This window comes from Saccharopolyspora shandongensis, assembly GCF_900106995.1.
GTDB classification, from domain to species: domain Bacteria; phylum Actinomycetota; class Actinomycetes; order Mycobacteriales; family Pseudonocardiaceae; genus Saccharopolyspora; species Saccharopolyspora shandongensis.
This window is the reverse complement of the sequence record NZ_FNOK01000011.1, coordinates 152,268-171,271: the sequence shown is the minus strand read 5'-3', so window position 1 is coordinate 171,271 and position 19,004 is coordinate 152,268. Positions and strand designations below refer to the sequence as shown.

The 19,004-nt window shown below is 68.9% G+C and carries 11 protein-coding genes; 5 read left to right on the top strand and 6 right to left on the bottom strand.

The genetic code is table 11. The features are described from left to right. Positions 1-111: 111 nt before the first annotated feature. Complete coding sequence (locus BLW84_RS14485; protein WP_093265681.1) at positions 112-3,249, bottom strand: CHAT domain-containing protein; 3,138 nt, start codon at positions 3,247-3,249, stop codon at positions 112-114. A 1,077-nt stretch (positions 3,250-4,326) separates the two neighbouring features. On the opposite strand from BLW84_RS14485, the gene rpoB reads away from it, so the two are divergent. The 4 genes from rpoB (at position 4,327) to BLW84_RS14465 (ending at position 13,306) form a co-directional block, all read left to right on the top strand. Beyond that, complete coding sequence (rpoB, locus tag BLW84_RS14480; protein ID WP_093265680.1) at positions 4,327-7,821, top strand: DNA-directed RNA polymerase subunit beta; 3,495 nt, start codon at positions 4,327-4,329, stop codon at positions 7,819-7,821. Positions 7,822-7,932: 111 nt separating this feature from the next. Then, positions 7,933-11,844, top strand: coding sequence for a DNA-directed RNA polymerase subunit beta' (locus tag BLW84_RS14475; protein WP_093265678.1), 3,912 nt, complete (start codon positions 7,933-7,935; stop codon positions 11,842-11,844). Between the two features lie 281 nt (positions 11,845-12,125). Then, entirely contained in the window at positions 12,126-12,503 is a 378-nt protein-coding gene (locus tag BLW84_RS14470; RefSeq protein WP_177226470.1) for a hypothetical protein, read from the top strand. Then, entirely contained in the window at positions 12,500-13,306 is an 807-nt protein-coding gene (locus tag BLW84_RS14465; protein WP_143060948.1) for a hypothetical protein, read from the top strand. Before BLW84_RS14470 ends, BLW84_RS14465 begins: the two co-directional genes overlap by 4 nt. Positions 13,307-13,382: 76 nt before the next feature. On the opposite strand, the gene BLW84_RS14460 is transcribed toward BLW84_RS14465, so the two are convergent. From BLW84_RS14460 to pdxR, 5 genes are all read right to left on the bottom strand, one after another. Continuing rightward, positions 13,383-14,612 carry a WXG100 family type VII secretion target gene (locus tag BLW84_RS14460; protein WP_093265675.1) on the bottom strand — a complete coding sequence of 410 codons (1,230 nt, stop codon included), beginning with the start codon at positions 14,610-14,612 and terminating at the stop codon, positions 13,383-13,385. Next, a complete protein-coding gene (locus BLW84_RS14455) occupies positions 14,609-14,959 on the bottom strand; it encodes a WXG100 family type VII secretion target (protein WP_093265674.1) in 351 nt (116 codons plus the stop codon). The genes BLW84_RS14460 and BLW84_RS14455 overlap by 4 nt, the downstream gene beginning before the upstream one ends. A 2-nt stretch (positions 14,960-14,961) precedes the next feature. After that, positions 14,962-15,399, bottom strand: coding sequence for a YbaB/EbfC family nucleoid-associated protein (locus tag BLW84_RS14450; RefSeq protein WP_093265672.1), 438 nt, complete (start codon positions 15,397-15,399; stop codon positions 14,962-14,964). A gap of 505 nt (positions 15,400-15,904) precedes the next feature. Next, positions 15,905-16,360, bottom strand: coding sequence for a DUF6319 family protein (locus BLW84_RS14445; protein ID WP_093265670.1), 456 nt, complete (start codon positions 16,358-16,360; stop codon positions 15,905-15,907). Positions 16,361-16,462: 102 nt separating this feature from the next. Continuing rightward, positions 16,463-17,854 carry a MocR-like pyridoxine biosynthesis transcription factor PdxR gene (gene pdxR, locus BLW84_RS14440; RefSeq protein ID WP_093265668.1) on the bottom strand — a complete coding sequence of 464 codons (1,392 nt, stop codon included), beginning with the start codon at positions 17,852-17,854 and terminating at the stop codon, positions 16,463-16,465. A 521-nt stretch (positions 17,855-18,375) separates the two neighbouring features. Here pdxR and BLW84_RS14435 point away from each other — a divergent pair. Beyond that, positions 18,376-18,975 (top strand): YbaB/EbfC family nucleoid-associated protein, encoded by a 600-nt coding sequence (locus BLW84_RS14435; RefSeq protein WP_245761142.1) that lies wholly within the window; start codon positions 18,376-18,378, stop codon positions 18,973-18,975. Positions 18,976-19,004 lie beyond the last annotated feature (29 nt).

Below are 19,004 nucleotides of genomic sequence, written 5' to 3'. Positions count from 1 at the left end.
AATCGCCAACGGTGTCAGTGAAGCGGGGCATTCGGGCGGAGCCATGCGGGAACGACCTCTGGGGCGTTTCTCCAGGACCGCGGATGTGCCCCGGTTCCGCCGGGGATGGCGTCACGGTCCGATGTGGACGTGGGCCGCCCAGACGCAGTGCTCCTCGGGGTAGCGGGCCCGGAGCTGGCGGGCCGCGTTGTGCAGGGCGTAGGACGAGCGGTCCGTGTCGAACTCCTCGCCGCCGAACACCGCGGCGTAGACGTCGGCGAGCACCTGCACCGCGCTCTCCGGGTCGATCTCCCACAGGGTGCCGATGACGTGCGTGAACCCCGCGAAGCCCAGCGCTCCCGGCAGGGACACCGCCGCCGCGCACGGCGGGTCGGCCGCCGTCGCGCACTGGCCGAGGTAGCCGAACTCCGCTTCCTCCAACGGCACCTGGCCCAGCTCGACCACGCCCAGCGGCCGGTGCGGCGACTCGCGGTCCAGCAGCAGCGCCGCCGCCGGCTGCGCCGGGAACTGCGAACTCGGCTCGCACACGTGCAACCACGGGTGCTCCGGCAGCATCTGCAGCATCTCGGCCGCGTTGGTGCTCTCCACCGCCGCGATCTCCGCCGACGGCCAGTACTGCGCCAGGACCTGGTTCTGCGGCGGCAGTTCCCGCCCGACCAGCTCCGCCGATCCGGCCGCCACCAGGGCCCGGCCGCCCGTCGGCACCGGCCGCTGCGTCGCCCGGAGCAGGCAGCCCAGCGTCGGGGTGTACGACGACACCACGCGGTCCAATGTGGACTCCCCGGTTCGCGAGGTCGCCGCGTGCACCGGGAGGAACGCCATCGCGCCGAGGGCGCTCCACCACATCCTCGGCCACCGGGCGCCGGGCTCCGGCGTGCGCAGGTAGCCCATCCGCTCCATGACCGGGCGCGCGATCCGGTCCCAGGTCCAGTCGAGCCCGTCGGCCAGCGCCTCGTGGTCGTCCTGCTGCGCGGCGGCCAGCAGCTCGGCCGCCCGGTCGGCCGCGGTCTCCGGCGCGGCGTTGGGCAGCGGCACGGTCAGCACCCGCCCGGCGATGAGCACCAGCGCATCCGACCGGTAGCGGCTGAGGTTGACCAGCGCCGCGCAGCCGTCCGGCACCGCGTCCGACAGCTTCTCGATCGGCGTGCGCTGCAGGTGGCCCGGCTGCACCTGGCGGATCTCCGCGAGCAGCTCGTCCCAGGTGTCCGCCAGCCGCATCCGGTCGTCGGACCCGAGGAGCACCGGCTCGTCCACCGGCCGGTCCAGCAGCCGCCGCACCCGGACCGCCTCGTCGGCGAGGTCCGGGTGGGTGCGGTGCAGCTCGCCGAGTTCGCCGCCGGTCGGCAGGAAGTCCGCCAGGACCGCGTTCCGCCCGTGCTCCAGCAGCTCGACGGCCCGCTCGGGCGCGCCGCTCTCCAACGCGCATGCCGCGGCATCGGCCGCGATCGTCGCCCACCGCTGCTGCGCGGTCGGCGACGCGACGACCCGTTTGCCGCGGGTGACCAGCGGCAGCAGGTCGACCGCGACCTCGAACGACTCCAGCGCCTCCGACCACCGGTGCGCCTGCGCACAGATCTGGCCCGACAGGCTCGCCGCCCGGATCCGCTGGTCGACGGGGGCGTTGGACTGCTCGGCGGCCTCCATGAGCACCTTGCGCGCCCACCGGTAGTACCGTCGCCGCCCGCTGCGCTGGTAGAGCGTGCGCAGGGCGCGACCGAGTTGGACGGCGATGCCCACGCGGTTCGGCGCGGTCGCCGGCATCGCGATGAGCGCCTGGTCCAGCAGCTCGATGGCGGCCTCGATGTCCCGCATCTTGCCGGTCAGCCGGAACCGGTGCGCCGAGACGATACCGAGCTGCGCCCACGCCGCAGGCTGCGACGCGGTGTCGAGCTTCGCGGCCTCGCGCGCGATCTCGGCCGCCCGGTCCAGATCGGTGGCCTCGCCGTGGTGCTCGAAGCGGCCGATCAACGTGGTGACCAGCGAGTGCAGCATCGCGCCGCGCTCGTCCGCGTTCGCCGCCTCCACCGCGGCCTCGCCGGCGGTGACCGCGGTGTCCAGCACCTTGGCCTCCCCGCCGTGCAGGAAGTGCCTGCGCAGCAGGGTCGCGTAGCCGGTGAGGGCGACGGCGCGGCTCTGGTCGTCGGTGGACATCGCGCGCACCGCGGGCGCGATCGGCCGCAGCACGCGGCGCAGCTGGCTCGCCTCGCCGGTGGCGTCGACGTGCTCGACGGTCGCCGCGGCGAGGTGCCAGATCGCCGTGCCCAGCAAGGGGTTTCCGCTCTCCAGCACCCCGAGCACGCCGATCAGCTCGTTGATCGCCGAGTTGAGGTCGGTCAGATCGCCGTCGCGGTGGAACCGCAGCCGCAGCGCCTTGGCCAGGTGGCACAGCGCGGCCCGCCGCGGTTCGCCGTCGGCGAGGGCACCGGCGCCGGACCCGAGGTGCTTGATGCCCTCGTCGAGATCCTCGGGCGAGCCGCCGCGCTCGAACCGGCGCAGCAGTGCCGCACCGAGGTTGATCAGCAGCTCGGAGGTGGCCGGTTCGTTGGCCGGCGAGATCCGGGCGGCCTCCCGGAACACGTCGATCGACTCGTCGTCGGACTGCGGCGCGTCGGCCAGCCGGGCGTGCAGCAGCAACGCGTTGGCCAGCCGGATCAGCGTCATCGCGCGGCGCTGGTCGCGGCGCGGTGTCTGCTCGACGGTCTCCCGTGCCACCTGCACGCTCTCCGCCGCCGATGAGGCGCTGTCGGTCTTGTTCGCGAGATCGGTGAGCGCCAGCGAGAGGTTGCACTGGTAGAGCACCCGGTCTTGGTCGCTGCTGTGCGCCGAGTCCCGCGCCGACCGGTAGTAGGAGATCGCGTCCTCGAGATCGGCCAGCGCGCCGCTGCGCACGTGCGTCAGCTGCGCGGCGCTGCCGAGGTTGTTGAGCACACCCGCGCGTGCGGGGTCGTTCTCGTGCAGCACTCCGGCGGTCGCCCGGAACACCTCGGCCACCCAGGGCAGCTGCTCGAAGTCCAGGGTGGTGACGATCTTGTTCATCGCCGCGATGGCATCGGCGTAGCGCTGCTCGGCGCTGCGCCGGGGTTCGGCGGCCGTCGCCTCGGGAGGTTGCGGGGCCTGCCGGGGTGGGGGCGTGGCGTCGTCCGGTTCGGCGGAGAACCAGCTGGAGCCGGAACCGCTGCGGTCCGGCCCCCCTGTCCAACGCTGCAGCCCGCTGAACCGTTCGCTCGCGCGGCTTGCATCGTCTGTCATCGGTCAGTTCTCCTGTGGCCTGCTCACCCGGGGCACCTCGAACAGGTGGGGCGTATCACGCTACCGGCGGACGCTTGCGCCGAATAGCCCGCGTGCATCACCTGAGATCGTGCCGTCGGGCAGTTGTGCCCGATGGTGCGATTCGTTAAGTGCTCGTGATCGAAAGTACCGCTTCGCGAGCGGAAAAGGTCATTCCTGCGACCATTACTACTCACGGCCAGCACGCGTCGGCGGCGACTTCGCGGTCGGCCGACCGCGGACGGACCGGTCCGGGGGCGGGTGATCGCGTCGGGCTCCCCGCCGTGCCGAGCCGTGCGCGTTCCGTGCCCGCCCCGCGAGGTCTACATTGGACGACTGCGCCTCCGCGGCGCCGCTTCGGCGGGTGGTCTCCCGATCTCGCGCGGTGCGCGCATCGCGGCGTCGCGTACTCGGTGGCACTCCGCGCCTCCCCGGGTGGATCGGGAATTCGAAGATCGAATTTCTTGGGAATGGAAATGACTGCAGGTGTCGATGTGAGCACGCGGAGTGAATGTGGCGGGGCGGCTTTGCGGGAATGGCTCCGTTCGGCTGAGTCGTCCCAGGAATAGGGAACGCGATCCCGGATGTTGAGGTGCTCGTCACTCCCAAGACGATCGACGGCAGGACTGTCAAGGGCCGTTCGGCGGGGTGTCGGGAGCGTCGCCGGGGAGCACCTGGAGTTACCTGGAGGTAGCGCTCTGACCAGGCAGGACGATGCCTCTGATGGTCACGAGCGGTGATCGTGTTTTGCGCCACGAGGGTGATCGAAGCGTGATCTCTTGACTGCGGGCTCGCGCGGGTTCACTCTGGTGCTCAACGCGGGGCTGGGCCGCCATCGGTGGGTCCCCTCGACAGCTGGCGTAGTTCCGGCTAGACTGCTACTTTGCGCTGCCCTCTTTCCGTCTGTCCTGCACCGGACCGTAGGATCGTGGGCGCCATTGCACCCTTGACAGCTGTGTTAGCGAACTGTGCCAGCGGGTACGGACCCCCGTCGGTCACTTCGCCGGGCACTTTCGCTGATGCGGCTGTAGCCAGTTCAGAGTCCCGGAAGGACGCATCTTGGCAGTCTCCCGCGCGACCAAGGTCTCTGCAGCTTCCAACTACACGTCGGGGATCCCTGGGGCACCCAAGCGGGTCTCGTTCGCGAACATTCGCGAACCGTTGAACGTGCCGAACCTGCTCGACCTGCAGATCCAGTCCTTCGAATGGCTTGTCGGTAACGAGGCCTGGTTCCAGCGCCGGGTCGACGCCGGCGAGGAGAATCCGGTAGGCGGTCTTGAGGAGGTCCTCAGCGAGATCTCCCCGATCGAGGACTTCTCCGGATCGATGTCGCTGTCCTTCTCCGACCCACGCTTCGACGAGGTCAAGGCCTCCGTCGAGGAGTGCAAGGACAAGGACATGACCTACGCGGCCCCGCTGTTCGTCACCGCGGAGTTCACCAACCACACCACTGGCGAGATCAAGAGCCAGACGGTGTTCATGGGTGACTTCCCGATGATGTCGAACAAGGGCACCTTCATCATCAACGGCACCGAGCGGGTGGTCGTCACCCAGCTCGTCCGTTCCCCCGGTGTCTACTTCGACACGGCGGTCGACAAGACCACCGACAAGGACGTCTTCAGCGTCAAGGTCATCCCCAGCCGCGGTGCGTGGCTGGAGTTCGACGTCGACAAGCGCGACACCGTCGGCGTCCGCATCGACCGCAAGCGCCGGCAGCCGGTCACCGTGCTGCTCAAGGCGCTGGGCTGGACGGCCGAGGCGATCCGCGAGCGGTTCGGCTTCTCCGAGACGTTGATGACGACCCTCGAGAAGGACCACACCGCCGGTACGGACGAAGCTCTGCTGGACATCTACCGCAAGCTGCGGCCGGGCGAACCGCCGACCAAGGAGAGCGCGCAGACGCTCCTGGAGAACCTGTTCTTCAAGGAGAAGCGCTACGACCTCGGTCGGGTCGGCCGCTACAAGGTCAACAAGAAGCTCGGGCTGGGCCACCCGTACCAGGCCGGCGTGCTGACCGAAGAAGACATCGTCACCACGATCGAGTACCTGGTCCGGCTGCACGCCGCCGAGACCGACATGCCCGCTCGCGGTGAGGGCGAAGGCGCGACCGTGCCGGTCGAGGTCGACGACATCGACCACTTCGGCAACCGGCGCCTGCGCACCGTGGGCGAGCTGATCCAGAACCAGGTCCGGGTCGGCCTGTCCCGCATGGAGCGCGTCGTCCGGGAGCGGATGACCACCCAGGACGTCGAGGCGATCACCCCGCAGACCCTGATCAACATCCGCCCGATCACGGCGGCGATCCGGGAGTTCTTCGGCACCTCGCAGCTCTCGCAGTTCATGGACCAGACCAACCCGCTCGCGGGCCTGACGCACAAGCGGCGTCTGAACGCCCTCGGCCCGGGTGGTCTGTCCCGGGAGCGCGCGGGCATGGAGGTCCGCGACGTGCACCCGTCGCACTACGGCCGCATGTGCCCGATCGAGACGCCGGAAGGCCCGAACATCGGTCTGATCGGCTCGCTCGCGACGTTCGCGCGGGTCAACCCGTTCGGCTTCATCGAGACGCCGTACCGCAAGGTCGTCGACGGCCGGGTCACCGACCAGATCGACTACCTGACCGCCGACGAAGAGGACCGCTACGTCAAGGCGCAGGCCAACGCGCCGATCGACGACGACGGCAACTTCATCGACGAGCGCGTGCTGGGTCGACGCAAGGGCGGCGAGGTCGAGCTGCTCGCGCCGACCGAGATCGACTACATGGACGTCTCGCCGCGGCAGATGGTCTCCGCCGCGACCGCGATGATCCCGTTCCTCGAGCACGACGACGCCAACCGCGCCCTGATGGGTGCGAACATGCAGCGCCAGGCGGTGCCGCTGCTGCGCAGCGAGTCGCCGCTGGTCGGCACGGGCATGGAGCTGCGCGCCGCGGTCGACGCCGGTGACGTGATCACCGCGGAGAAGGCCGGTGTGGTCGAGGAGCTGTGCGCCGACTACGTGACGGTGATGGCCGATGACGGCACCCGCCGCTCGTACCGGATGCAGAAGTTCTCCCGGTCCAACCACGGCACCTGCATCAACCAGAAGCCGATCGTCAACGAGGGCGACCGGGTCGAGGCCGGGCAGGTCATCGCGGACGGGCCGTGCACCCAGAACGGCGAGATGGCGCTGGGCAAGAACTTGCTCGTCGCGATCATGCCGTGGGAAGGCCACAACTACGAAGACGCGATCATCCTGTCCCAGCGCCTGGTGCAGGACGACGTGCTCACCTCGATCCACATCGAGGAGCACGAGGTCGACGCCCGCGACACCAAGCTCGGTGCCGAGGAGATCACCCGGGACATCCCGAACGTCTCCGACGACGTGCTGGCCGACCTCGACGAGCGCGGCATCATCCGCATCGGTGCCGAGGTCCAGGGTGGCGACATCCTGGTCGGCAAGGTCACGCCGAAGGGCGAGACCGAGCTGACCCCGGAGGAGCGGCTGCTGCGCGCGATCTTCGGCGAGAAGGCCCGCGAGGTCCGCGACACCTCGCTGAAGGTGCCGCACGGCGAGACCGGCAAGGTCATCGGCGTCCGCGTGTTCAACCGCGAGGACGACGACGAGCTGCCCCCGGGCGTCAACCAGCTGGTGCGGGTCTACGTCGCGCAGAAGCGCAAGATCCAGGACGGCGACAAGCTCGCCGGCCGCCACGGCAACAAGGGCGTCATCGGCAAGATCCTGCCGGCCGAGGACATGCCGTTCCTCTCCGACGGCACCCCGGTGGACATCATCCTGAACACCCACGGTGTGCCGCGACGGATGAACATCGGCCAGGTGCTGGAGACGCACCTCGGCTGGATCGCCTCCCAGGGCTGGACCATCGACGGCGACTCCGAGTGGGCCCAGCGCCTGCCGGAGGACCTCTACGACGTCGAGCCCGGTACCAACACCGCCAGCCCCGTCTTCGACGGTGCGCGGGAGGAGGAGATCACCGGCCTGCTGGCCTCCACCAAGCCGAACCGCGACGGTGAGCGCATGGTGGGCGGCGACGGCAAGGCACAGCTGTTCGACGGCCGCAGCGGGGAGCCGTACCCGTACCCGATCGCCGTCGGGTACATGTACATCCTCAAGCTGTCGCACCTGGTGGACGACAAGATCCACGCCCGGTCGACCGGCCCGTACTCGATGATCACCCAGCAGCCGCTGGGCGGTAAGGCGCAGTTCGGTGGTCAGCGCTTCGGTGAGATGGAGTGCTGGGCCATGCAGGCCTACGGCGCCGCGTACACGCTGCAGGAGCTGTTGACGATCAAGTCCGACGACGTGGTCGGCCGCGTCAAGGTCTACGAGGCGATCGTCAAGGGCGAGAACATCCCCGAGCCGGGCATCCCGGAGTCCTTCAAGGTGTTGCTGAAGGAGCTCCAGTCGCTGTGCCTGAACGTCGAGGTGCTCTCCAGCGATGGTGCGGCCATCGAGATGCGCGACAGCGAGGACGAGGACCTGGAGCGTGCCGCGGCCAACCTCGGCATCAACCTGTCCCGCAACGAGTCGGCCTCGGTCGACGACCTCGCGCACTGAACCTCGCCGCCGGTCCGCGGGAGCTGATCTCGCGGACCGGCGTCCGACCCAACCTGGCACCGCTGCCGGAGCTACCCGGCAGAACCTCTCGATCAAGGGAGAAGACCCGACGTGCTTGACGTCAACTTCTTCGATGAACTCCGCATCGGCCTCGCCACGGCCGACGACATCCGCCAGTGGTCCTTCGGCGAGGTCAAGAAGCCCGAGACCATCAACTACCGCACCCTGAAGCCGGAGAAGGACGGGCTCTTCTGCGAGAAGATCTTCGGCCCGACCCGGGACTGGGAGTGCTACTGCGGTAAGTACAAGCGGGTCCGGTTCAAGGGCATCATCTGTGAGCGTTGTGGCGTCGAGGTCACCCGCGCCAAGGTTCGCCGCGAGCGGATGGGCCACATCGAGCTGGCCGCCGCCGTCACCCACATCTGGTACTTCAAGGGCGTCCCGTCCCGGCTGGGCTACCTGCTCGACCTGGCCCCCAAGGACCTCGAGAAGATCATCTACTTCGCCGCGTACGTGATCACCTCGGTGAACACCGAGATGCGGCACAACGACCTGTCGACGCTGGAGAGCGAGATCAGCGTCGAGCGCAAGCGCGTCGCCGACCAGCGCGACTCCGACCTGGAGGCCCGGGCCCAGAAGCTCGAGGCCGACCTGGCCGCGCTCGAGGCCGAGGGCGCCAAGAGCGACCAGCGTCGCAAGGTCAAGGAAGGCGCCGAGCGCGAGATGAAGCAGCTGCGCGACCGCGCGCAGCGCGAGCTCGACAAGCTCGACGAGATCTGGGAGACCTTCACCAAGCTGGAGCCCCGCCAGCTCATCCCGGACGAGATCCTGTACCGCGAGCTCTACGACCGTTACGGCGAGTACTTCACCGGCGGCATGGGCGCCGAGGCGATCCAGTCGCTGCTGGGGACCTTCGACATCGGCGCCGAGGCCGAGCTGCTGCGCGAGACCATCCGCAGCGGCAAGGGCCAGAAGAAGCTCCGCGCCCTCAAGCGCCTGAAGGTCGTGGCTGCCTTCCAGGCCACCGGCAACGACCCGAGCGGCATGGTGCTCAACTGCGTGCCGGTCATCCCGCCGGACCTGCGTCCGATGGTGCAGCTGGACGGTGGCCGCTTCGCGACCTCCGACCTCAACGACCTGTACCGCCGCGTGATCAACCGCAACAACCGCCTCAAGCGACTGATCGACCTCGGGGCTCCCGAGATCATCGTCAACAACGAGAAGCGGATGCTGCAGGAGTCCGTGGACGCGCTGTTCGACAACGGCCGTCGCGGGCGTCCGGTCACCGGCCCGGGCAACCGGCCGCTGAAGTCGCTGTCCGACCTGCTCAAGGGCAAGCAGGGCCGGTTCCGCCAGAACCTGCTCGGCAAGCGCGTCGACTACTCGGGCCGTTCGGTCATCGTGGTCGGCCCGCAGCTGAAGCTGCACCAGTGCGGTCTGCCGAAGGAAATGGCGGTCGAGCTGTTCAAGCCGTTCGTCATGAAGCGGCTGGTCGACCTCAACCACGCGCAGAACATCAAGTCCGCGAAGCGGATGGTGGAGCGCCAGCGCCCGCAGGTGTGGGACGTGCTGGAAGAGGTCATCGCCGAGCACCCGGTGCTGCTCAACCGTGCTCCCACGCTGCACCGCCTCGGCATCCAGGCCTTCGAGCCGCAGCTGGTCGAAGGCAAGGCCATCCAGCTGCACCCGCTGGTCTGCGAGGCGTTCAACGCGGACTTCGACGGTGACCAGATGGCGGTGCACCTGCCGCTGTCGGCCGAGGCCCAGGCCGAGGCCCGGATCTTGATGCTGTCCAGCAACAACATCTTGTCGCCGGCCTCCGGCCGGCCGCTGGCGATGCCGCGTCTGGACATGGTCACCGGCCTGTACCACCTGACCCGTCAGGTGGACGGCGCCAAGGGCGAGGGCCTGGCGTTCTCCTCGGTCGGCGAGGCCATCATGGCCTTCGACCGCGGCGCGCTGGACCTGCAGGCCAAGATTAAGATCCGGCTGCGCGACGTGGTCCCGAACAAGGACCAGCTGCCGGAGGGCTGGGAGCCCGGTCAGCCGTGGCTGGCCGAGACCACCCTCGGCCGCGTGTGGTTCAACGAGCTGCTGCCCGAGGACTACCCGTTCGTCGACGACCTGCTGCCGAAGAAGAAGCAGGCCGCGATCGTCAACGACCTGGCCGAGCGGTACCCGATGGTCACCGTGGCGCAGACCCTGGACAAGCTCAAGGACGCCGGTTTCCACTGGGCGACCCGTTCGGGCGTGACCGTGTCGATCACCGACGTGGTCGTGCCGCCGAACAAGACCGAGATCCTGGACGGCTACGAGGCCAAGGCCGACCAGGTCGAGAAGCGGTACCGCCGCGGTGCGCTGTCCTACCAGGAGCGCAACGCCGAGCTGGTCAAGGTCTGGACGGCCGCCAAGGACGAGGTCGCCGAGGCCATGGAGGCGAACTTCCCCGAGGACAACTCGATCAGCGTGATCGTGAAGTCCGGGGCCGCCGGTAACATGACCCAGGTCGTCCAGCTGGCCGGTATGCGTGGTCTGGTGTCGAACCCGAAGGGTGAGTACATCCCGCGCCCGATCAAGGCGAACTTCCGCGAGGGCCTGTCGGTGCTGGAGTACTTCATCTCCAACCACGGTGCCCGAAAGGGTCTGGCCGACACGGCGCTGCGTACCGCCGACTCGGGTTACCTGACCCGTCGTCTGGTGGACGTCTCGCAGGACGTCATCGTCCGCGAGACCGACTGCAGCACCGAGCGCGGTATCCGGATGCCGATCGCGGAGCTGCTGCCGGACGGCACGCTGCTGCGCGACGCGCACGTGGAGACCAGCATCTACGCCCGCACCACGGCCGAGGACGTCACCGACGCCGACGGCAACATCGTGCTGGCCCGCGGTTCGGACCTGGGCGACCCGGCGATCGAGAAGCTGCTCGCCGCCAAGGTCACCACGGTCAAGGTCCGCAGCGTGCTGACCTGCGAGTCCGGCGTCGGCGTCTGCGCGGTCTGCTACGGCCGCTCGATGGCCACCGGCAAGCTGGTGGACGTCGGCGAGGCCGTCGGCATCGTCGCCGCCCAGTCGATCGGTGAGCCGGGTACGCAGCTGACGATGCGTACCTTCCACCAGGGCGGTGTCGCCGGTGACGACATCACCACCGGTCTGCCGCGTGTCCAGGAGCTGTTCGAGGCCCGGGTCCCGAAGGGCAAGGCGCCGATCGCCGACACCTCGGGCCGGATCCGGATGGAGGACAACGACCGCTACTGGAAGATCACCATCATTCCGGACGACGGCGGCGAGGAGATCGTCTACGACAAGCTGTCCAAGCGGCAGCGGCTCGCGGCGATCTCGGTGGACGGCAGCGAGCGGCAGATCGCCGACGGCGACCACGTCGAGGTCGGCCAGCAGCTGCTGGAAGGTGCGGTCGACCCGCACGAGGTGCTGCGCGTGATGGGCCCGCGCGAGGCCCAGCTGCACCTGGTGCGCGAGGTGCAGGAGGTGTACCGGTCGCAGGGTGTGGGCATCCACGACAAGCACGTCGAGGTCATCGTCCGCCAGATGCTGCGCCGGGTCATCATCATCGACTCGGGTGCCACCGAGTTCCTGCCCGGTTCGCCGGTCGAGCGCTCGCAGTTCGAGTCGGAGAACCGTCGCGTCGTCGCCGAGGGCGGCGACCCGGCGTCCGGCCGTCCGGTGCTGATGGGTATCACCAAGGCGTCGCTGGCCACGGACTCGTGGCTGTCGGCGGCCTCCTTCCAGGAGACGACCCGCATCCTCACGAACGCCGCGATCGAGGGCGCGAGTGACAAGCTGGTCGGCCTGAAGGAGAACGTGATCATCGGTAAGTTGATCCCGGCTGGTACGGGCATCAACCGGTACCGCAACATCCAGGTGCAGCCGACGGAGGAGGCGCGGGCAGCGGCATACGCGATCCCGTCCTACGACGACAGCTACTACACCCCGGACGTGTTCGGCACCGGTACCGGTGCGGCGGTTCCGCTGGACGACTACGACTTCGGCCGCGACTACCGCTGAAGTAACTAGTTGACCAAAGGGCCCCTGTCCGACTCCTCCGGACAGGGGTCCTTCTCCGTGCTGATACGAACAAAGCCCCATCCCGGCACCGTCGGGATGGGGCTTTGTCCGTCCGGTGTCAGAGGTCGAGCCGGCCTGACTTGACGGTGGTCAGGAACGTCTGGAGCTGAGCCTTGGTGAACACCTGCTGGCACGTCCTCGCCGCCCGCCTCTGAGTCATACCGCCACCTGAGGCGCGGAGAGCCCCAATTTTAGGCAAATTTGGAAAGGACACCGTCACCATGCTCTGGCTCCAGTTGAGCACGTTCGTGCTGTTCAACCTGCTCATCCTCGCCATGCTCACCACCCGGATCCCTCTGCGCGGCCTGAGGTTCGCCGCCGGGCAGCATGCCGGAGGCGGCGAACGCGACTACACCGTCTGGCGCCTCATCGCCGACGTCGAGGCCGAGAACGCCGAAGCTCGCGGCGCTGGACGGCGCCGTGCCACTGACCGAGAACTGCGCGAAATACCAACGGAATTCCCGGAGACCGACCCAGATCGACCCACACCGTGTCCCGCTGGCACAGCTCCAGGTTCTGTCGGCGTGATGGGGCGCGGCCGGTTGGCCGGTTGGGGCTTCGCGGTTACGGTGTGCGGCGGTGATGGGAGGCGGGGATGAATCAGCCCGGACAACCGTGGCAGCAGCCGATGCACCCTCCGGCGGGGGATCCGTTTCAGCAATGGGCGGCGCAGCGCGGTTGGCGAATGGCGCGGGACGTGCCTGGGGACGTGCTGGGGCAGCTGCCCGGGCCGCCGTTCCACGACTACGAGCACAAGGCGATTCCCTTGCTGCTGGCCGGTCTCCACGAAGGCATGCCGGCGCTGGTGATGCAGATCGCGAACTCGTACAAGTACACCGCGACGACTGGTTCGTACTATTCGACCACTACCGACCGGCAGGTCACCACGTCGAAGTCCGGCACTGCGACATCGTTCACGAGTGTTGCGGTGCTGGAGCTGTCATCGCCGATCCCGGAGCTCCTGGTTTACCAGCGACACGAAAAGCCGGGGGGATTGCTGGGAATGCTCGGCTTCGGCCGTTCCGAACAGGGCCCGCTCGCGACGGTGCAGATCGGCGATCCGTCACGGTCGCTGGAGGCGTTTGCGTACCAGATTTCCGGAGCCAGCCCGGAATACGCGCAGGCGGTGGCGACTCCGGCACGACTGAACTGGTTGTATGAGTCGTTCGCTACGTATGCAGGCCTGGACGTGCAGGCCAGGCCGTACTTCCGGTTCTCGGGCCGCAAGGTGATGTGCTGGACCGGATCGCGCCTGTTCAACCCGAGAGCGGTCGATGATCTGCTCGGCTGGGCGCGCTACCTGACGAGCTGGATTCCGCCCGCGGCATTCCAAGATCCAGCAGCCGCCGAAGCGGATCGGCAACACGTCCCGCTGTCGCAGTTGCGGCTTCCGTTGGGATGACTCCAGCGCATGAAGGGCGTCTTCGACCGGCTATGCCGACCGAAGGCGCCCTTCATCTGTCACTTGATCGGATGGCTCACCAGTTGAGGTCGCCGCTGATCGTTTCGTCCGGTGGGACGTCGGTGAAACCGCCCCCTTGGGCCTGCTTCTCCAGGGCGTCGGCGGCGGAGCCGAGGCCGCTGGCGAGCTGGTTGGCGGCGGATGTCCTGACTTCTTTGGCCCCGTAGGAAGGGGCATCGCGCTGGTATGTGGTGGCGTTGCCTTGCGCGTCGGGCACGACGTTTCCACTCGCGTCCCGCTGCGTGATGTTGTCGTTGGCGTCGATCTGCGTGACGTGCCCCGACTTGTCGTCGACGGTGTAGCCGCGGTCTTCGGCTTCGGACTGGAAGCCCTTGCCGAGCTGGTCCACGACTTTTCGCTCGTCCGCGGTTTCCTTCGTCACTCCGTCGAGGATCTTGCTGCCGATGTCCGCCGGGCTCTTGCCGCCGTCTCCGCCCGGCTTCCCGTCCGTGATCTGCTTGACGCTCTCGATGATTCGGATCGTGTCCAGGAGCGCCTTGATCGCCGTGATCACGTCCATGATGTGGCCGATGATCTTGGTGATCTTCTGGATCTGCTGGGCGGCCCGGGCGCAGGTGATGCCCGCTTCCGCCGTCGTCACCGCGGTCGCCGCGGCGATCGAGCCGCCGAAGGTCGGGCCGGCCGACGCCGTCGCCGTGATCCAGGTGGTGATCGCCCAGGTCAGGAAGTCGGAGAGGATGCCCTTGATCACGCCCTCGGCGGCTTCCATCATGGTGCCGCTCATCTGCAGCAGCTGCGAGATGTTGTTCGCCTGGCCGCCGGTGGCGTGCACGCCATCGACGAACTTCGCCATCTTCTTGCGCAGCGCGTCGGCGGCCTCGCCGTCCCAGTCCGCGAGCTCGCTGTCCAGCCTGTTGGTCAGGTTCTCGCCGAGCTTGTCGATCTCGCTCTGGACCTCGGCGAACGACTGGGCGCTCTTGGCCAGCGCCTCGCTGTCGCCGGTGACGAGCTGGATCGCGTCGCGCACCGGGGCCACGAAGTTGATCACGAACTCGACGCCGGTGCCGATGAGGAAGCCCATCGGGTCCAGCGCGAAGCTGGTCGCGCTGGACAGGTAGCTCTCGATGTCGCCCTTGAGCGCCTCGACGTCGCCCTTACCGGCGTCGTCGTTGGCCTTGATGATGTCCTTGACGAACGGCAGCTTCCCGAACGCCGACCCGTCGACGCGCGGGGCCGCCGGGTTGAGCGCGCTGTTCTCGCTGATCGCTTCCGCGTTGCTGGTCACCAGGAACCACCGCCGCCACCGCCGCCGCCCTTGCCGACCTCGCCGAGGATCTTGCCGAACATCTCGGCCATCGACCGGTCGGATTCCTGGTAGTCACGGCCGCAGGCGGTGATGTCCTCGCCGGCCTTGGTCAGCCCTTCGCTCATCTCGTCGAGGTGCTGCTTGAACTTCTCCAGCAGGTCGCGGTAGGAGCTGTAGGTGGTGGCCAGGCCGAGCAGGCCCCACGAGACCTCCGGGACCTCGGCGCCGGCGACCTTGTCCCGGACGGCCTTCGCGTCGGCGTTCATCCCGCCGATGTTGCCGCCGCACTGCATGATCATTTCGGCGGATGCTTTGTACCCCGGCATCGTCATCTCCTGCCGTCGAGGAAGGAATCCGGCTGCTCGTCGTCGTCGACCGGCGCTTCGGGCTGCTCGGGCTGGGCGCCGAACAGCTCTTCCTGGGTGCGCAGCACTCGGTCGAGCACGTCGCTGTCCGGCACGTACTCCTGCACGATCTCGGCCTGCTTGCGGGCGGCCTCGGCGACCGCGAGCTGCAAGGTGCTCATGACGGTGCTGGACAACTGCGCGGGAGACAGGCGCATCGCGTCCTGGGTGAACTCGATGCCGGTGACGCCGCCGGGGCTGGCGGTGACGGTGACCGAGCGATCCGCGGACGTGGCGGCCACCTGCAGCTCGCTGATCTGCTCGCGCATCTGACCGAAATCGCCCATTCGTTCCTCGGCCCGGCGGCCGGCTTCCTTGAGCGCGTCCAGTTTGCGTTGCAGATCATCCAGATCCGCGGACATGATTCGCCTCCTCGGCCCAGTGCTGACTGGTTCTGATCGGCTATCCTTGCCCATCGGACCCCAGCGGCGGGTCGAGTACCCGAAAAAATCCCGGAAACGGCGCAACCTTTTCCGGTCCAGGCGTACCGGCTGGTCATCGCCACTGCGTTGGAATTCCCGGCATTCGAGATCGAATTCATCGGCCGCGTCGCCGCCGTTACCGCAATGGCGCGCGCAGTTTCTCGATCGGCCGCCCGGAATTGGCTCGACCAAACGCGTTTTCCGGGCGGATCGCGAGGAGGCGGCCGGGCTCTCGGGCCGGGAGAGCGCATGTCGTGCGGCGCAGCATGGGCTCGATCGACCGGCCGGTATCGAAAGTTGCGGGGTCGCCGCCGCGTCTGGGAGTCTCCCAGCCTCGCGGCTCACCCCGCGGTGGTTCGGCCGGCGGAGCCGACCGGGTCGGGACTGCGGCGGGCATGCCGTGTCGTCGAGGGGCCGGCACGGCATGCCCGGTTGTTCGCGGCTGTCAGCCTTCGAGCTCGGAGAGGGCCTTCCGGACCCGCTCGACCTCGGCCTCCAGTTCGGCGAGCTTCGCCTCGTGCTGCTGGCGCGCCTCGTTCAGCACGCTCTCGATCGTGTCGGAGATGTCCTGGTGCAGCTCGGCGGCCGCCTTGGACACCGCGGCCGCCGCGACCGGCAGGCCCTGCACGATGCGCTTGCCCGCGTGCATCAGGTCGGCCTGCCACTCGCCGTCGGCGGTGCCGGTGACCGTCAGCGTGAGCTCGACCGTCCGGGTCTTCTTGGCCGTGCTCTGCTTGCGGGCCCGCGGCTTCTTCGGCGCCTCGGTGGCCTCTGCCTCGGACTGCGTCGACTCAGACTGCTCCGACTGGGGCTGCGCCGACTCGGTCTGGGTCGACTCCGGCTGGGCCTGCTCGGACTGGGCCGACGCGGTCTGCTCGGTGCTCGTCTGCTCTTCAGTCAATTCTGTCTCCTGTGTGTCGCGGCGCGGGAACCCAGAATAGAACAGGTGTTCCCTTTGTTGGTGTGGACATGTCGGGCGGTCGGGCGGCGCCGCCCGACCGGGTCACCGCTGCAGAACGGTGACCAATGCTTGCAGCGCGGGGCGGAAGGCGTGTTCCGCGGGGGCGGCGTAGCCGACCACCACGCCGGGTGGGTGTTGGCCGGGTGCGGCCCAGTGCGGCCCGAGCACCTCGAGCTCCACCGAATGCTTCCGCGCCCGAGTCAGGACTTCTCGCTCCGTCGGTCCCTCCGGGTCGAGCTGCAGGGTGATGTGCAGTCCGGCCGAGATCCCGGCCGGGTAGGGCCGGTGGTGCGCGCGCAGGTCGCTCAGCGCATCGAGGAGCTGCTCCCGTCGCCTCCGGTACACGGCGCGCGATCGGCGGACGTGCTGATCGTATGCGCCCGACCGGATCAGTTCCGCCATGGCCAGCTGTTCGAAAAGCGGGGCGTGCAGCCCGCTGTGCTCCTTGAGCGCGCGCACCGGCGCGACCAGGTGCGGAGGCAGCGCCAGCCACGCGAGCCGCAGGGCGGGAGCGAGGGTCTTGCTGGCCGTGCCCGCGTAGGCGACGTGGTTGGGCGCCATGCCCTGCAGCGAGCCGATCGGCCTGCGGTCGAAGCGGAACTCGCCGTCGTAGTCGTCCTCGATGATCAGCCGGTCCTCGGCCTTGGCGAGTTGCACGAGCTCCGTCCGGCGGGCCGAGCTCATGGCGACGCCGAGCGGGAACTGGTGCGCCGGGGTGACCACCACGGCCCGGCTGAGCTGCTGCGCGACGTCGATGCCGTCGCGGTCCACCGGCACGCCGCGCACCGCCATGCCGAAGCCAGCGGGGATCGCGCGCAGCTGGGGCAGGGACGGGTCCTCGAAGTCGATCGACTCCAGCCCCTGGTCGTGCAGGGCCTTGCTGAGCAGCGACAACGCCTGGGAGTAGCCGTTGCAGATGATGATCCGCTCCGGCGTGGTGGCCACCGCGCGGACCCGCGCCAGGTATTCGGTCAGCGCCTCGCGCAGCGCCGGGTGGCCCTGCGGATCGCCGTAGTCGAGGTCGCCGTCGGGGGTCGCTTGCAGAGCGCGGCGGCTGGCGGCCAGCCAGTCCCGGCGCGGGAAGGAGCTGAGGTTCGGCCGCCCGGGCCGGAAGTCCCAGCGCGGCGCCGGGGTTTCCGGGTCGGGCGGGGCGTCGATCGGGTCCGGGCTCGCCAGCCGTTCGGCGACGGTGGTCGGCGCGCCCTGGCGGGACAGCAGGAAGCCCTCGGTGACCAGCTGGTCGTAGGCGCGGGTGACGGTGCCGCGGGCGACGCCGAGGTCCTGCGCCAGGGCGCGGGTGGACGGAACGCGGCTGCCGGCCGGGAGGCGGCCCTCGCGGATCGCGGTGCGCAGCGCCTCGGCCAGCTTGCTGCTGTCCGGCCGGTCCGCCCAGTCCAGGTGCAGATCCAGCGAAGCGGGCCATCCGACTGTCACAACCACCGACCCTACCGAAGTGCCCGATTCGCCGATCCTGGCTCAGACGTGTTCCAGGCTCACCGTGCGTGGCGGTGCGGGTGGCGGCCCCCTGCGGGAACTACGGCCGCCGTCTGGACTCCGGGATCCCCGACTTGTGTATGACCAATACGCGGCTTCGGGGCTGTCCTCGCCCAGTAGCCCCGAAAGACGGGCCCAGTCTGAGAACCCGCGGCGGTGCGAGCTGAGTCCCACACCGCATGCGGCTGACGCCGCATTCCGAAACGACCACACCGCACCGGCTCGCAGCGCGGCCGCCCCGCTATGGGTCTTTTGCGCCGTTCTGCTCGCGCGGGGACCCTGCTCGTGATCGTCACTACACGGGTAATCCGGCCGATCCGTCCCGGCCTCGCGCGCGCGGTTGATACGGTTCCCGCCGGACGAGATCGAGTAGGAAACCGTGCCGGAGCTGGGGATCGCGGGCTGTCGCCGGGTGGTGGCGCAGCGCCCCGGCCGGTGCGGCGGAGCAGGTCGGGGGACGGGTGCCTGAGGACGACTTCGGACGCGACATCGGCGCGACCGAGCGGATGGTTCGCGAGTGGCAGGAGCGGGCGACCGAGAAGGCCGAGAAGTTCGGCCGGATGCAGCAGGAGATCGAGCAGATCTCGGTGACGGAGACCTCCCGGGACGGCGCGATCCAGGTGACGGTGAACTCCGCCGGCATCCTGCAGAACCTGCAGCTCTCCGAGAACGCCAGCAACCGCCCGATGCCGAAGCTCGCCGCCGAGATCATGCGCGCCGTGCAGACCGCGCAGGCGAAGGTTCCCGAACTCATGCAGCAGGCCGTGGCGGGCACGGTCGGGCTGGAGGATTCCGCCGCGCAGCACGTGCTGGGCCAGGCCCGCAAGTACTTCCCGGAGATGCCGGAGGACGAGGAAGAGCCGCAGAAGCCGGGTTCCGGCCTGCAGGAGTTGCGGTACGGCGTCGAGGACGACTACGAGGAGCCGCAGCAGCGGAGCCAGCCCTCGGCCCCGCCTGCGCCGCCCCAGCGCCCGGCCGCCCCGCCGCAGCAGCCGCCGTCGCGTCGTCGTCCGGACGACTTCGACGACGACGACTTCGGCGGCGGCTCCTTCCTGCGCTGATCCTGCCGAGCTGACCCGAGGGACCTTTT

Coding starts and splice junctions, on each gene's coding strand:
- BLW84_RS14485 (WP_093265681.1), bottom strand. CDS start 3,249: ATGACAGACGATGCAAGCCGCGCGAGCGAACGGTTCAGCGGGCTGCAG.
- BLW84_RS14470 (WP_177226470.1), top strand. CDS start 12,126: ATGCTCTGGCTCCAGTTGAGCACGTTCGTGCTGTTCAACCTGCTCATC.
- BLW84_RS14465 (WP_143060948.1), top strand. CDS start 12,500: ATGAATCAGCCCGGACAACCGTGGCAGCAGCCGATGCACCCTCCGGCG.
- BLW84_RS14455 (WP_093265674.1), bottom strand. CDS start 14,959: ATGCCGGGGTACAAAGCATCCGCCGAAATGATCATGCAGTGCGGCGGC.
- BLW84_RS14450 (WP_093265672.1), bottom strand. CDS start 15,399: ATGTCCGCGGATCTGGATGATCTGCAACGCAAACTGGACGCGCTCAAG.